Genomic DNA, 14,934 nt, shown 5'->3' with positions numbered 1-14,934 from the left:
GCATGAAAGATCAAGGGCAGGTTTAGAAGTTGCCGTTTTTCAGCTAGAATATGCGCCCTGATTTCCCTGAATGTGAATGACCATGCGCGTTGCCGATTTTTCTTTTGAGTTACCAGAATCTTTGATTGCCCACTATCCGCAGGCCCAGCGCAGCGGGTGCCGTCTGCTGTCGTTAAACGGTGAGGATGGCGCGCTGACGCACGGGGTGTTCACCGACTTACTGGACAAACTTAATCCCGGTGACCTGCTGGTGTTTAACAATACGCGGGTGATCCCGGCACGTATTTTTGGCCGCAAGGCCAGCGGCGGGAAAATTGAAGTGCTGATTGAGCGCATGCTGGATGACAAGCGTGTGCTGGCCCATGTGCGCTCGTCAAAATCTCCGAAACCGGGCAGCGCACTGCTGTTGGGCGAAGATGAAAGCGTGCAGGCAACGATGACCGCACGCCATGACACGCTGTTTGAAATTGAATTTAACGACCCGCGTGCGGTGCTGGATATTCTGAATGATATCGGCCATATGCCGCTGCCGCCCTATATCGATCGTCCGGACGAGGAAGTAGACCGCGAGCTTTATCAGACGGTGTACAGCCAGAAACCGGGTGCCGTAGCGGCTCCAACCGCCGGTCTGCATTTCGACGAGCCTCTGCTGGCCGCGCTGCGTGAAAAGGGCATTGAAACCGCATTTGTTACCCTGCACGTTGGTGCGGGGACATTCCAGCCGGTGCGGGTGGACAGCATTGAAGACCACATTATGCACGCCGAATATGCGGAAGTGCCGCAGGATGTGGTGGATGCGGTGCTGGCCTGTAAGGCGCGCGGCAATCGGGTGATCGCCGTGGGCACCACCTCGGTTCGTTCGCTGGAGAGCGCCGCGCAGGCCGCTGGCGATGCGCTGATTGCGCCGTTCTTTGGCGATACCAAAATCTTTATCTATCCGGGCTATCACTATCAGGTCATTGACGCGCTGGTGACTAACTTCCACCTGCCGGAGTCCACGCTGATTATGCTGGTCTCTGCCTTTGCTGGTTATAAAAATACCATGCATGCCTATCAGCAGGCGGTAGCACAGGAATATCGCTTCTTCAGCTATGGTGACGCGATGTTTATTACCCGTAATTCTCAGGCCTGCCACGAGATCCCGGGGCAGGCCTGATTTTTCCAAAGGACGGCATCGGCTTTCCCTTTGATCACCATTAACATCGAACTGTTTCTTCGGTGGAGGCAATGTGAAGTTTGAATTAGATACTACCGACGGCCGCGCCCGTCGTGGTCGCCTGGTTTTTGATCGTGGCGTGGTAGAAACCCCGGCCTTTATGCCCGTGGGCACGTACGGCACGGTGAAAGGCATGACCCCGGAAGAAGTCGAAGCGACGGGTGCGCAGATTATTCTGGGTAACACCTTCCATTTATGGCTGCGTCCTGGCCAGGAAATCATGAAGCTGCACGGCGATCTCCATGATTTTATGCAGTGGAAAGGGCCGATCCTGACAGACTCCGGCGGTTTCCAGGTCTTCAGCCTGGGAGATATTCGTAAGATCACCGAGAAGGGCGTACATTTCCGTAACCCGATCAACGGTGATGCGATCTTCCTCGATCCTGAAAAATCGATGGAAATTCAGTACGATCTCGGTTCTGATATCGTGATGATTTTCGATGAATGTACGCCATACCCGGCCGACTGGGATTATGCCAAGCGTTCTATGGAAATGTCCCTGCGCTGGGCGCAGCGTAGCCGCGATCGCTTTGATTCGCTTGGGAATAAAAACGCGCTGTTCGGCATCATTCAGGGTAGTGTTTACGAAGATTTACGCGATGTCTCGGTTAAAGGACTGGTGGAGATCGGCTTTGATGGGTACGCTGTGGGCGGCCTGGCGGTCGGCGAGCCAAAAGAGGACATGCACCGTATTCTGGAGCACGTTTGTCCGCAGCTTCCTGAAGATAAACCGCGCTACTTAATGGGCGTGGGTAAGCCACAGGATCTGGTTGAAGGCGTCCGTCGTGGTATTGATATGTTCGACTGCGTGATGCCAACCCGTAATGCGCGTAACGGACATCTGTTCGTCACCGATGGTGTGGTGAAAATCCGTAACGCGAAGTATAAAGATGACACGTCTCCGCTGGATGCCGAGTGTGATTGCTACACCTGTCGCAATTACAGCCGTGCCTATTTGTACCATCTCGATCGCTGTAATGAGATTTTAGGAGCGCGACTGAATACCATTCATAATCTGCGTTATTACCAGCGCCTGATGGCGGGTTTACGCAAGGCTATTGAAGAAGGTAAATTAGAGCACTTCGTGACTGAATTTTACCAACGGACGGGGACGGCGGTTCCGCCATTAACGTCTGATAATTAAACAATGAGGGAATTTTAATGAGCTTGTTCATTTCTGATGCCGTGGCAGCTGCAGCACCATCACAGGGAAGTCCTTACTCTCTGGTGATTATGCTGGTTGTATTTGGTCTGATTTTCTACTTCATGATCCTGCGCCCTCAGCAGAAACGTGCGAAAGAGCACAAAAAACTGATGGACTCAATCTCTAAGGGTGATGAAGTGCTGACCACCGGTGGCCTGGTAGGCCGCGTTACGAAAGTAGCGGAAACTGGTTATGTCGCTATCGCGCTGAACGAAACCACTGAAGTTGTGGTCAAACGTGACTTCGTAGCTGCCGTTCTGCCGAAAGGTTCGATGAAGGCGCTGTAATTTTTGATGTCCCTAAGGGAACTGCCGTGTTAAACCGTTATCCTTTATGGAAGTACATCATGCTGATCGTCGTATTACTCGTCGGTCTGCTGTATGCACTGCCTAACCTTTATGGTGAGGATCCGGCTGTTCAGATCACTGGTGCGCGCGGAAGCGCCGCCAGTGAGCAAACGCTGGTTCAGATCCAAAACGCATTAAAAGAAGATAATATCCAGAGCAAATCTATTGCCCTGGAAAACGGCGCTATTATGGCGCGTTTCGCTAATACCGACGTGCAGCTGCGCGCTCGTGAAGCGATTATGAAGGTTCTTGGCGAGAATTACGTTGTGGCGCTTAACCTTGCGCCGGCTACACCCACCTGGCTGTCAATGCTGAACGCAGAGCCGATGAAACTCGGTCTTGACCTGCGCGGCGGCGTACATTTCCTGATGGAAGTCGATATGGATACTGCTCTGGGTAAACTCCAGGAGCAAAATATCGATAGCCTGCGTAGCGATCTGCGTGAAAAAAATATTCCTTACGTTAACGTTCGTAAAACTGATAACTACGGCATGGAGATTCGTTTCCGCGATGCGGATGCGCGTAATCAGGCCGTTAGCTATCTGACGAGCCGTCACCGCGATATGGTCATCAGTAGCAGCGGCAGCAATGCGCTGACTGCGGTAATGAGCGACGAACGTCTGCGTGAAGCGCGTGAATATGCGGTACAGCAGAACATCAACATTCTGCGAAATCGTGTTAACCAGCTGGGCGTAGCTGAGCCGCTGGTGCAGCGTCAGGGTGCTGACCGCATTGTGGTTGAACTGCCGGGTATTCAGGACACCGCGCGTGCGAAAGAGATCCTCGGTGCAACGGCAACGCTGGAATTCCGCCTGGTTAACACCAGCGTGGATGCCACTGCCGCCGCAAACGGCCGCGTACCGGGTGACTCTGAAGTCAAACAGACTCGCGATGGCCAGCCGGTTGTGCTGTACAAACGCGTGATCCTCACCGGTGACCACATTACCGACTCCACCTCAAGCATGGATGAGTACAACCAGCCACAGGTTAATATTTCCCTGGACAGCGCTGGCGGTAACATCATGTCCAACTTCACCAAAGACAGCGTCGGTAAGGCGATGGCTACCCTGTTTGTTGAATATAAAGACAGCGGGAAGAAAGACGCCAACGGCCGTGCGATTCTGGTGAAGCAGGAAGAGGTGATCAACGTTGCGAACATCCAGTCTCGTCTGGGTAACAGCTTCCGTATTACCGGCATTAACAATCCGAACGAAGCACGTCAACTGTCGCTGCTGCTGCGTGCCGGTGCGTTGATTGCGCCAATCCAGATTGTTGAAGAGCGTACTATCGGCCCGACTATGGGTCAGCAGAACATCACTCAGGGTCTGGAAGCCTGCCTGTGGGGCCTGATCGCTTCGATCATCTTTATGGTGGTGTGGTACAAAAAATTCGGCCTGGTGGCGACCAGCGCGCTGTTAGCTAACCTGGTGTTGATTGTCGGCATTATGTCGCTGCTGCCGGGCGCAACGCTGACGATGCCGGGTATTGCCGGTATCGTTCTGACGCTGGCGGTTGCGGTCGATGCTAACGTACTGATAAACGAGCGTATCAAAGAAGAGCTGCGTAACGGGCGTTCCGTTCAGCAGGCGATTCATGAAGGCTATAAAGGTGCGTTCTCCAGTATCGTTGATGCCAACGTGACTACGCTGATTAAAGTTATCATTCTGTACGCAGTGGGTACCGGCTCGATTAAAGGGTTTGCTATCACCACGGCGATTGGTGTGGCAACGTCCATGTTTACCGCGATTATCGGCACCCGTGCCATCGTTAATCTGATGTACGGCGGCAAACGCATCAACAAGTTGTCTATCTGAGGAGTGCGTTGTGTCACAGGAACATAGTGTTGAACAAATGAATCACGGGCGTAAAGTCGTCGACTTTATGCGCTGGGATACGCTGGCGTTCATCATCTCTGGTCTGCTGCTGATTATCTCGGTAGCGATTATCGGTGTACGTGGGTTTAACTGGGGGCTTGATTTCACCGGTGGTACGGTGATTGAAATCAACCTGGAAAACCCGACCGATCTGGACGTGATGCGCGAAAGCCTGGTGAAGGCCGGGTTCGCAGAACCGCAGGTGCAGAACTTTGGCAGCAGCCGTGATGTGATGGTGCGTATGTCACCGAACGAAGGCAATGCGGGCCAGGAGCTGGGCAGCAAGGTGCTGGCGGTGATTAATGACACCACTAAGCAGCATGCTACCGTTAAGCGTATTGAGTTCGTCGGGCCGACGGTGGGTAGCGATCTGGCGACGGCAGGCGGCATGGCGCTGCTCTCCGCGCTGATTGCCATTCTGATCTATATCGGTTTCCGCTTCGAGTGGCGACTGGCGCTGGGTACCGTGCTGGCGCTGGCGCACGACGTGGTGATCACCATGGGGCTGCTCTCTCTGTTCCATGTTGAGATCGATCTGACTATCGTTGCCTCGCTAATGTCGGTTATCGGCTACTCGCTGAACGATAAGATCGTGGTCTCGGATCGTATTCGTGAGAACTTCCGCAAAATCCGTCGCGGATCGTCTTACGATATCACCAACGTCTCTCTGACGCAGACGCTGAGCCGTACCATTATCACCTCGGCAACGACGCTGGCGATGGTTCTGATCCTGTTCATTTTTGGTGGCGAGCTGCTGAAAGGCTTCTCTCTGACCATGCTGATCGGTATCACCATCGGTACTATCTCGTCGATTTATGTCTCTTCAGCGCTGGCGCTGAAACTGGGCATGAAGCGTGAACATATGATCCAGCAGAAAGTGGAAAAAGAGGGCGCAGACCAGCCTTCGATTCTGCCTTAATGACTGAAGTGTCATAAAGCGAAGGGCCACAGATTGTGGCCCTTTTTTTATTTTATGGCATGCTGACCGCTGCCGCTGGCGGAGTCACCACCACATCATGCACGCGCACGTACCCCAGTTGTTCCGGTGACAGATTGCTCAACCGCAGCGGCACGCTGACCTGGCTGCGTGGCAATAGTGTGCTGGCGACCTCAATTTTTTGCGACATACTGCTGATACTCAACGGCTGACCGGTGGCGCTATCCAGCTCGCCCCATTCCACTTCCGCACTGAACGACGGCAGCGTTGCGTCGCCGGTTGCACGAATATCCAGCGTGTCACGCGTGCCGTTAGCTTCGCTCTGAACGTGGCTTAAGGACAGCTTCAGATCGCCCGCCTGGCTTTTCAGGATCACCCCGGTATTCGCCAGCGGCAGCAGCCAGGCCCCCTGAGCAGTACCGCTATTAAGATGCCCCTGCTGTTCCAGCGCGCTCGCCTGGCGGGTGAGCTGGCGCATTTCCTTACTCAGCTTGCCGACTTCATTATGCAGCTGGTTGATTTTCGGCTGCGACGGTGCGCTGGAACAGCCGGCTAGCGCCAGCAGCGACGCAATTAATGACAGTTTCAGATAAGCCGTTGTCATTATTCATTTCCTTCTGATGAACATTTGCTTTTATCTTAGAGCAAAGCAGTCTGAATAGCCTGCCCCGAAAAGCTGTCTTTTGCGGCCCGCGCCGCATAAAGTCATGCAGTTTTGCGCCGCGTGGCTTTGGCAGGCGGCTTCGTTCGCGTTACACTAGCCGTCAATTTCAAGGATTATCAGGACGCATCATGCATTGCCCATTCTGTTCCGCCGTGGATACCAAAGTGATCGACTCCCGCCTGGTGGGGGAGGGAACTTCGGTGCGTCGTCGTCGCCAATGCCTGGTGTGTCATGAGCGCTTTACGACTTTCGAAGTTGCCGAACTGGTGATGCCGCGTGTGGTGAAAAGCAACGACGTGCGCGAACCGTTTAATGAAGACAAGCTGCGTAGCGGTCTGATGAAAGCGCTGGAGAAACGCCCGGTTAACTCCGATGCGGTCGAGACCGCGCTCAGCCATATCAAAAGCCAGCTGCGTGCGACCGGCGAGCGTGAAGTGGCCAGTAAGATGATTGGTAATCTGGTGATGGACGAGCTGAAAAAGCTGGATAAAGTGGCTTATATCCGTTTCGCCTCGGTCTATCGCAGCTTTGAAGATATTCGGGAATTTGGCGAAGAGATCGCCCGCTTACAGGACTGATGCGATGCGTGATGAATTCTATATGGCGCGTGCGCTTGAGCTGGCGCGCCTCGGTTGCTTTACCACTACGCCTAATCCAAACGTTGGCTGCGTTATTGTTCGTGACGGTGAAATTGTGGGTGAGGGCTATCACCGTCGAGCCGGTGAGCCGCATGCCGAAGTGAATGCGCTGCGAATGGCGGGCGATAAAGCCCGCGGTGCCACCGCTTATGTCACCCTTGAACCCTGTAGTCATCATGGACGCACACCTCCCTGCTGTGATGCGCTGACGGCGGCAGGCGTGAGTCGGGTGGTTGCGGCGATGCAAGATCCCAATCCGCAAGTGGCCGGGCGCGGGCTGTATCGTTTGCGGCAGGCCGGCATTGACGTCAGCCACGGCCTGATGATGCAGGAAGCAGAAGCGCTGAACCGGGGATTCCTCAAGCGGATGCGCACCGGATTCCCGTGGGTGCAGCTCAAGCTGGGTGCCTCGCTGGATGGCCGTACGGCAATGGCAAGCGGTGAAAGTCAGTGGATTACCTCGTCTGAGGCAAGGCGTGACGTGCAGAGGCTGCGGGCGCAAAGCTCTGCCATTCTCAGCACCAGCGCAACCGTACTGGCAGATAATCCGTCGCTGACGGTGCGCTATGATGAGCTGGATGCCAGCACCCGTTCACGCTATGCCGCAGAAGATTTGCGCCAGCCGGTGAGAATTATCGTAGACAGCCAGAATCGCGTCACGCCACAGCATCGACTTATTGCACAATCCGGGGAAACCTGGCTGGCGCGTAACGAAATCGATGCGCAATCGTGGCCGGACAATGTGACCCAGTTTAGCGTGCCGCGCCACCATAACCGGATCGATCTGGTTTCGATGTTTATGCTGCTGGGTAAAAAACAAATCAACAGCGTGTGGGTGGAAGCCGGGGCACAGTTTGCCGGCGCGTTGTTGCAGGCGTGCGTAGTCGACGAGCTGATTGTTTATCTGGCACCGAAACTGCTGGGCGATGCAGGGCGTGGTCTGTGCCATCTGCCCGGGCTGGAGCGTCTGGCCGATGCGCCGGAATTTGCCTTCAGCGATGTTCGCCAGGTGGGGCCTGATGTGCGCCTGACGCTCACGCCGAAATACCGCTGAGTTAACGGCTCGCCCCCAGCGAAGATTTTTGCCTGCATTCCGTTTGCGCAAAAGCAAGCAGACGGATTAAGAGTGTGATAGAATCCGCCCCCCTGCGGGGCCAAACAGAACCCTGAAAGGAAGATTATGAACGTTATTGAAGCTGCTGTTGCTACCCCTGATGCGCGTGTTGCTCTGGTTATTGCGCGTTTCAACAACTTTATCAACGACAGCCTGCTGAGCGGCGCGATTGATGCCCTGAAACGTATTGGCCAGGTGAAAGATGAAAATATCACCGTGGTCTGGGTTCCGGGCGCGTATGAGCTGCCAATGACCGCTCGCGCGCTGGCAAAAGCCGGCAAGCACGATGCCGTTGTGGCGCTGGGTACCGTTATCCGTGGCGGCACCGCTCACTTCGAATATGTGGCAGGCGAGGCCAGCTCCGGTCTTGCCAGTGTTGCCATGAACAGCGATATCCCGGTTGCCTTTGGCGTGCTGACGACTGAAAACATCGAGCAGGCCATCGAACGCGCCGGAACCAAGGCGGGTAATAAAGGTGCTGAAGCAGCCCTGACCGCACTGGAAATGATTAACGTATTAAAAGCCATCAAAGCCTGATTTAAGGGGAATTTCGTGAAACCTGCTGCTCGTCGCCGCGCCCGTGAATGTGCTGTTCAGGCACTTTACTCGTGGCAGATCTCCAAAAACGACATCGCTGATGTCGAATACCAGTTTCTGGCGGAACAGGACGTTAAAGACGTCGATATCAATTATTTCCGTGAGCTGGTCGGCGGCGTTGCAACTAACAGTGCATACCTCGACGGCCTGATGAAACCCTATCTGTCACGTCAGTTGGAAGAGCTGGGACAGGTAGAAAAGGCGATCCTGCGTATTTCTCTGTTTGAACTGAGCAAGCGTTCAGATGTTCCCTACAAAGTGGCCATCAATGAAGGGATCGAGCTGGCGAAAGTGTTCGGTGCTGAAGACAGCCATAAGTTTGTCAACGGCGTGCTGGATAAAGCCGCTCCGCAGATCCGTCCAAACCGCAAATAATCTCTCAAGAGGCCGCTAACCCGGCCTCTTCTTTTTACTCCCGGAATGCACTATGGCTTGTGGCGAATTTGAACTGATAGCACGCTACTTTGATCGTGTAACAAGCTCCCGTCGCGATGTCGAAAAAGGTATTGGCGACGACTGCGCCTTGCTGAGCGTACCTGAAAAACAGTCTCTGGCGATCAGTACCGATACGCTGGTGGCGGGTGTCCATTTTCTTGCCGATATTCATCCAGCCGACCTCGGCTACAAAGCGCTGGCGGTAAATCTTAGCGACCTTGCTGCGATGGGCGCCGACCCGGCGTGGCTGACTCTGGCGCTGACACTGCCAAACGTGGATGAAAGCTGGCTGGAAAGCTTCAGCGATAGCCTGTTTGAGCTTCTCGATTATTACGATATGCAGCTGATCGGCGGCGATACGACGCGCGGTCCGCTAAGCATGACGCTGGGAATTCATGGCCTGGTGCCGCAGGGCCGGGCACTGCGCCGTTCCGGTGCGCGCATCGGCGACTGGATTTACGTCACCGGCACGCTGGGTGACAGCGCCGCCGGTCTGGCCCTGTTGCTGGGCCAGGAGCAGTTGAGCAACCCCGCTGCCCATGAAGCACTCATTAAGCGCCATCTGCGACCTATCCCGAGAATCCTGCAGGGCCAGGCGTTGCGCGATCTGGCGAGTTCAGCGATCGATATTTCCGACGGGCTTATTTCCGATCTCGGCCATGTGCTGAAAGCCAGTGACTGCGGCGCGCGGATCAATCTGGATGCCTTGCCGCTCTCAGAGCCGCTGAAACAGAACTTCAGTTCTGAGCAGTGTCTGCACTGGGCGCTGAGCGGTGGTGAAGATTACGAACTGTGTTTCACTGTGCCGGAAATCAATCGCGGTGCGCTGGATGTGGCGCTCGGCTATCTTGGTGTACCGTTTACCTGTATTGGCCAGATGGGCTCGCAGGCAGAGGGGCTGGTTCTGTTGCAGGATGACAGAGTCGTGGAGTTTAACCATAAAGGATTTGACCATTTTGGCTCGTGAAAAAGATGTGGCGAAAAGCCGCCTGAAGATGAGTAACCCGTGGCACCTGCTGGCCACCGGTTTCGGCAGCGGGCTCAGCCCGTGGATGCCTGGTACGATGGGGTCGATTGCAGCGATCCCTTTCTGGTATCTGCTGAATCTGCTGCCGCAGGATCTCTACGTGCTGGTGCTGCTGTTAGGGATCAGTATCGGCGTCTATCTCTGTCATCGCACCGCGAAGGATATGGGCATTCACGACCACGGCAGCATCGTCTGGGATGAGTTTATCGGGATGTGGATTACCCTGATGGCGATTCCGGTCAACAGCTGGCAGTGGGTGCTGGCGGGATTCCTGGTGTTCCGTCTGTTTGATATCTGGAAGCCGTGGCCGATCCGCTGGTTTGATCGCAACGTTCACGGCGGAATGGGGATTATGGTGGACGATATCGTGGCCGGGATTGTTTCTGCCGCTATTCTCTACCTTGCCGGTCACTACTGGCTGATGTAACTCCCGCAGTCGGGGTCAATGCCATTCTGACAGGATAGCCCGCCTGATACAGGACGAAAAGTTATCGTCCTGTATCAAGAATCCAGCTATTTGTTAGCTCAACACGCCAACACGCCAACACGCCAACACGCCAACACGCCAACACGCCAACACGTATAGCTGGCTTTACTCGCTTACTCGAACCCAACAACCGGATGCGGCTGATAGACGCTTTCCAACTCGATAATCTCTTCCTGCGTGAGTTCGACCTCCGTTGCCTTGACCAGGTCGGCCAGCTGTTCGCTGCGTGATGCACCAATAATCGGTGCGGTCACCGCCGGTTTACTGAGCAGCCAGGCCAGCGCTATCTGCGCCCGGCTGACCCCTTTGTCCCTGGCAATTGCCTCAACGCGGGCGGCAATCGCGGCGTCGTTATCCTCATTGGCCGTATACAGCGTCTGACCGTATTGATCCGATACCGTCCGCGCGGTGGCTTCCCCCCACGGGCGGGTCAGGCGACCTCGTGCCAGTGGGCTCCACGGCAGCACGGCGATGTTCTCCGCCAGACACAGCGGATGCATTTCACGCTCCTCTTCACGTTGGATCAGATTGTACTGGTCCTGCATGCTGACAAAACGCGTCCAGCCGTAGCGATCGGCGGTATACAGCGCTTTGGCAAATTGCCAGGCATACATCGAAGAGGCACCGATATAGCGGGCTTTACCGGCTTTCACCACGTCGTGCAGTGCCTCCAGCGTCTCTTCCAGCGGCGTGTCGTAGTCCCAGCGATGGATTTGCAGCAGATCGACGTATTCCATACCCAGCCGGTTCAGGCTGTCATCGATTGACTGCAAAATATTCTTCCGCGACAGGCCGCCGGAAAGGTTGCTCATCGGGAAGAACACTTTGGTCGCTACTACGACCTCATCGCGGCGGGCATAGTCGCGCAGGGCCCGGCCGACGATCTCTTCGCTGCTGCCGTCGGAGTAACTGTTGGCGGTATCAAAGAAGTTAATGCCGGCTTCCAGCGCCTGTTTGATTAACGGGCGGCTGCTATCTTCCGGCAGCGTCCAGGCATGCTTGCCGCGATCGGGTTCACCATAGGTCATGCAGCCCAGACTCAGGCGTGATACGGTCAGATCGGTATTCGCTAACTGAATGGTTTTCATGAAGACTCCTGCTATTTATCGTCGCGTAAGCATAGCAGGTGAGGAGCTCCCCCGAAGGGCGGGGGAGCACAGGATGTTTACTGCTGCAGCCATCCGGCAATTTGCTGCTGAATCCCTGAGGCATCCAGCTGGAAGTCGGTGCGGATCTCTTCCTGAGTGCCCTGCGGAATAAACACGTCCGGCAGGCCAAGGTTAAGCACCGGAACCGGTTTGCGCTTCGCCATCAGCAGTTCATTCACACCGCTGCCAGCGCCGCCTTTAATCGCGCCTTCTTCCAGCGTAATCAGCGCATCGTGACTCGCAGCCAGCTCCAGAATCAGCGCCTCATCCAGCGGTTTAACAAAGCGCATATCCACCAGCGTGGCATTCAGAGCTTCTGCAGCAGCGGCCGCTTCCGGTAACAGAGTACCGAAGTTGAGGATCGCCAGCTTCTCGCCCTGGCGCTTAACGACACCTTTGCCCAGCGGCAGCGAAGCCAGTGGCTCGATAGTGGCACCGGTTCCGGTGCCGCGCGGGTAGCGTACCGCGCTCGGGCCGTCCTGATAGTGATAGCCGGTATAGAGCATCTGGCGGCACTCGTTCTCATCGCTCGGCGTCATGATCACCAGGTTCGGGATGCAGCGCATGAAAGCGATATCGAAAGCGCCCTGATGCGTCTGGCCGTCTGCACCCACAATGCCACCGCGGTCGATAGCAAACAGCACCGGGAGTTTCTGAATAGCCACATCATGAATCAGCTGATCGTAAGCGCGCTGAAGGAACGTCGAGTAGATCGCCACGATCGGCTTGAAGCCGCCAATAGCGAGACCGGCGGCGAAGGTCACCGCGTGCTGTTCGGCAATGGCAACGTCGAAATACTGTTTCGGGTATTCGCGTGAGAACGTCACCATGCCCGAGCCTTCACGCATCGCCGGCGTCACCGCCATCAGTTTTTCATCCTGAGCTGCGGTTTCACACAGCCACTGGCCGAAGATTTTTGAATAGGAGGGCAATCCTTCGGCGCTTTTTGGCAACAGACCGCTTGCCGGGTCGAACTTCGGCACCGCGTGCCAGGTAATCGGGTCCTGCTCGGCCGGGGCGTAGCCTTTGCCCTTTTTGGTCATAATGTGCAGGAACTGCGGTCCTTTCAGCGCGCGCATATTGCGCAAGGTCTGCACCAGCGCCAGCACGTCGTGGCCGTCTACCGGGCCGATGTAGTTAAAGCCCAGCTCTTCGAACAGCGTGCCGGGAACCACCATGCCTTTCAGGTGTTCTTCGGTGCGCTTGACCAGTTCTTTAATCGGCGGCAGGCCGGTTAGTACTTTTTTACCGCCTTCACGCAGACGTGCGTAGGTTTTGCCGGAGAGCAGCTGTGCCAGGCGGTTATTCAGCGCGCCCACGTTTTCAGAAATCGACATTTCGTTGTCGTTGAGGATCACCAGCAGGTCGGCTTTGATATCACCGGCATGGTTCATCGCTTCAAACGCCATACCGGCCGTGATCGCACCGTCGCCAATAATGCAGGCGGTACGGCGATCCTTGCCTTCTTTACCGGCGGCAACGGCCATGCCCAGCCCGGCGCTGATAGAGGTTGAGGAGTGACCGACGTTCAGCACGTCGTATTCACTTTCATCACGCCACGGGAACGGATGCAGTCCGTTTTTTTGGCGGATTGTCCCGATGCGATCGCGGCGCCCGGTAAGGATTTTATGCGGATAGGCCTGATGGCCAACGTCCCATACGAGATGATCGAATGGCGTGTTGTAGACGTAGTGCAACGCAACGGTCAGCTCTACAACGCCCAGCCCCGAAGCAAAGTGGCCGCTGGAGCGGCTCACGCTGTCGAGCAGATACTGGCGCAGCTCATCACAGAGTTTTGGCAGGCTCTCTTTCGGTAGCAAACGTAATTCTTGCACCGTTTCTGCCAGCGCCAGCGTCGGGTATTTTCCAGGTTCAAAACTCATCAGTGACTCATTATGGCTATTTATCGCGTTCAATTATGAAGCCGGCCAGCGCCCGCAACGGGGTGGTATTATAGGATTGTGCGGCCAGCGTTTCTAATGCGCTGAGAGACTCCTGATAGAGATCCCATGCTTTTGTCCGTGCTCCCTCCAGCCCCAGCAGCGCCGGGTAAGTGCTTTTGCCCAGTTGCTGATCGGCTCCTTGCTGTTTGCCGAGCACGGCGGTATCACCTATCACATCCAGAATATCGTCCTGAACCTGGAATGCCAGCCCAATAGCACTGGCGTAACGATCGAGTGCAGGCAAGGCGTTACGGCCTCTTTCCCCTGCGGCCAGCGCGCCAAGGCGCACGGCAGAACGGATCAGCGCGCCGGTTTTATGGCGGTGAATCTGTTCGAGTGCGGTTAAATCAACCTGCTTGCCTTCTGCCGCTAAATCCAGTGCCTGGCCGCCGCACATTCCCGCAACACCGCTGGCCTGCGCCAGTTCGGAAAGCATGGCAATACGGAATTCAGCCTCAACGCCGGGCATCGGGGCATCGGCCAGAATCGAGAAGGCCAGCGTTTGCAGGGCATCGCCTGCCAGAATGGCTGTGTCTTCACCGAATTTAATATGGCAGGTTGGCTGCCCACGGCGCAGGCTGTCGTCATCCATGGCAGGTAAATCGTCGTGAATCAGGGAATAGGCATGAATGCATTCAACGGCCGCCGCAGGCGCATCCAGAGCGCTGTCATCGGCGTGCAGCATCTGACCGGTGGCATAAACCAGAAAAGGACGCAGCCTTTTCCCTCCTAATAATGCGCCATATTCTATGGCATTTACTAGCGGAGTGCTCTGAAAAGGTAGCTCGGCAACATAACGCTGCAATGCGGCATTCACGCGCTGATAATGCGCATGCTGTAATGCGATGAAATCCATCAGTCGTTTTCCGGAGTAAAAGGCGTCAGATCGGCGTTTTTATCGTCATTCAAAAGGATCTGCACCCGCTGTTCGGCCTGCTGTAGCGTTTGCTGCCCGGTACGCGCCAGCTGCACGCCGCGCTCGAACTCGCTCAGCGCCTCTTCCAGCGGAAGGTTGCCGCTTTCAAGGCGGGTGACGATCTGTTCCAGCTGCTGCAGTGAGCTTTCAAAACTGGCAGGCTGTTCGGATTTTTTCGGCATGTTTGATCCTGGCTTGTTATCTCTGTCAGCGGATAATGACTTATGGTATCCGACTCGAAATGATTCGCAAAATATACCCGTCATCTTTCCACTGACAATGACGTGATATGTGCACTGGTACAGAACAATCTTACGGGTGAGCGGCAGACCGGCAGCAGATGAATAAGCACCCATCGGGCAAATGATGATATACTGCTGCGCCTGA

16 protein-coding genes are annotated in these 14,934 nt (G+C 55.5%); 11 read left to right on the top strand and 5 right to left on the bottom strand.

The window, feature by feature from the left end:
* The first annotated feature begins 82 nt into the window (after nucleotides 1-82).
* The 5 genes from queA to secF all read left to right on the top strand — a co-directional run bounded on the left by queA (nucleotide 83) and on the right by secF (nucleotide 5,560).
* Complete coding sequence (gene queA / locus OMR58_RS16920; protein ID WP_264546520.1) at nucleotides 83-1,156, top strand: tRNA preQ1(34) S-adenosylmethionine ribosyltransferase-isomerase QueA; 1,074 nt, start codon at nucleotides 83-85, stop codon at nucleotides 1,154-1,156.
* A gap of 73 nt (nucleotides 1,157-1,229) precedes the next feature.
* The gene (gene tgt, locus OMR58_RS16915; RefSeq protein WP_105590771.1) at nucleotides 1,230-2,360 is read left to right on the top strand and encodes a tRNA guanosine(34) transglycosylase Tgt; all 1,131 of its coding nucleotides are present in this window, start codon (nucleotides 1,230-1,232) and stop codon (nucleotides 2,358-2,360) included.
* 17 nt (nucleotides 2,361-2,377) lie between these two features.
* The gene (yajC, locus tag OMR58_RS16910; RefSeq protein WP_056233931.1) at nucleotides 2,378-2,707 is read left to right on the top strand and encodes a preprotein translocase subunit YajC; all 330 of its coding nucleotides are present in this window, start codon (nucleotides 2,378-2,380) and stop codon (nucleotides 2,705-2,707) included.
* 26 nt (nucleotides 2,708-2,733) lie between these two features.
* A complete protein-coding gene (gene secD / locus OMR58_RS16905) occupies nucleotides 2,734-4,581 on the top strand; it encodes a protein translocase subunit SecD (protein WP_264546466.1) in 1,848 nt (615 codons plus the stop codon).
* A gap of 37 nt (nucleotides 4,582-4,618) precedes the next feature.
* Nucleotides 4,619-5,560: a protein translocase subunit SecF gene (gene secF / locus OMR58_RS16900; protein ID WP_234471790.1), complete on the top strand. Its 942-nt coding sequence runs from the start codon at nucleotides 4,619-4,621 to the stop codon at nucleotides 5,558-5,560.
* Between the two features lie 52 nt (nucleotides 5,561-5,612).
* Here the strand turns inward: secF and OMR58_RS16895 are convergent, their stop codons facing one another.
* Nucleotides 5,613-6,182: a DUF3251 domain-containing protein gene (locus tag OMR58_RS16895; protein ID WP_264546465.1), complete on the bottom strand. Its 570-nt coding sequence runs from the start codon at nucleotides 6,180-6,182 to the stop codon at nucleotides 5,613-5,615.
* 188 nt (nucleotides 6,183-6,370) lie between these two features.
* On the opposite strand from OMR58_RS16895, the gene nrdR reads away from it, so the two are divergent.
* The 6 genes from nrdR (at nucleotide 6,371) to pgpA (ending at nucleotide 10,480) form a co-directional block, all read left to right on the top strand.
* A complete protein-coding gene (gene nrdR, locus OMR58_RS16890) occupies nucleotides 6,371-6,820 on the top strand; it encodes a transcriptional regulator NrdR (protein WP_105590775.1) in 450 nt (149 codons plus the stop codon).
* 4 nt (nucleotides 6,821-6,824) lie between these two features.
* Nucleotides 6,825-7,934: a bifunctional diaminohydroxyphosphoribosylaminopyrimidine deaminase/5-amino-6-(5-phosphoribosylamino)uracil reductase RibD gene (gene ribD, locus OMR58_RS16885; protein WP_264546464.1), complete on the top strand. Its 1,110-nt coding sequence runs from the start codon at nucleotides 6,825-6,827 to the stop codon at nucleotides 7,932-7,934.
* Nucleotides 7,935-8,060: 126 nt separating this feature from the next.
* On the top strand, nucleotides 8,061-8,531 hold the full coding sequence (gene ribH, locus OMR58_RS16880; RefSeq protein WP_105590777.1) for a 6,7-dimethyl-8-ribityllumazine synthase: 471 nt from the start codon (nucleotides 8,061-8,063) through the stop codon (nucleotides 8,529-8,531).
* A gap of 15 nt (nucleotides 8,532-8,546) precedes the next feature.
* Nucleotides 8,547-8,966: a transcription antitermination factor NusB gene (gene nusB / locus OMR58_RS16875; protein WP_105590778.1), complete on the top strand. Its 420-nt coding sequence runs from the start codon at nucleotides 8,547-8,549 to the stop codon at nucleotides 8,964-8,966.
* A gap of 52 nt (nucleotides 8,967-9,018) precedes the next feature.
* Nucleotides 9,019-9,993 carry a thiamine-phosphate kinase gene (gene thiL, locus OMR58_RS16870; protein WP_264546463.1) on the top strand — a complete coding sequence of 325 codons (975 nt, stop codon included), beginning with the start codon at nucleotides 9,019-9,021 and terminating at the stop codon, nucleotides 9,991-9,993.
* Nucleotides 9,974-10,480 carry a phosphatidylglycerophosphatase A gene (pgpA, locus tag OMR58_RS16865; protein WP_200545355.1) on the top strand — a complete coding sequence of 169 codons (507 nt, stop codon included), beginning with the start codon at nucleotides 9,974-9,976 and terminating at the stop codon, nucleotides 10,478-10,480. Before thiL ends, pgpA begins: the two co-directional genes overlap by 20 nt.
* A 173-nt stretch (nucleotides 10,481-10,653) precedes the next feature.
* Here the strand turns inward: pgpA and OMR58_RS16860 are convergent, their stop codons facing one another.
* The 4 genes from OMR58_RS16860 to xseB all read right to left on the bottom strand — a co-directional run bounded on the left by OMR58_RS16860 (nucleotide 10,654) and on the right by xseB (nucleotide 14,729).
* Entirely contained in the window at nucleotides 10,654-11,628 is a 975-nt protein-coding gene (locus tag OMR58_RS16860; protein WP_264546462.1) for an aldo/keto reductase, read from the bottom strand.
* Nucleotides 11,629-11,705: 77 nt separating this feature from the next.
* On the bottom strand, nucleotides 11,706-13,571 hold the full coding sequence (dxs, locus tag OMR58_RS16855; RefSeq protein ID WP_200560032.1) for a 1-deoxy-D-xylulose-5-phosphate synthase: 1,866 nt from the start codon (nucleotides 13,569-13,571) through the stop codon (nucleotides 11,706-11,708).
* 16 nt (nucleotides 13,572-13,587) lie between these two features.
* Entirely contained in the window at nucleotides 13,588-14,487 is a 900-nt protein-coding gene (ispA, locus tag OMR58_RS16850; RefSeq protein ID WP_200560031.1) for a (2E,6E)-farnesyl diphosphate synthase, read from the bottom strand.
* Nucleotides 14,487-14,729: an exodeoxyribonuclease VII small subunit gene (xseB, locus tag OMR58_RS16845; protein ID WP_105590784.1), complete on the bottom strand. Its 243-nt coding sequence runs from the start codon at nucleotides 14,727-14,729 to the stop codon at nucleotides 14,487-14,489. Before xseB ends, ispA begins: the two co-directional genes overlap by 1 nt.
* Nucleotides 14,730-14,934: the final 205 nt, after the last annotated feature.

The sequence above is a fragment of the Erwinia sp. INIA01 genome (genome assembly GCF_025947915.1).
GTDB classification, from domain to species: Bacteria; Pseudomonadota; Gammaproteobacteria; order Enterobacterales; family Enterobacteriaceae; genus Erwinia; species Erwinia coffeiphila.
This window is presented reverse-complemented; position numbering and strand designations above follow the sequence as displayed.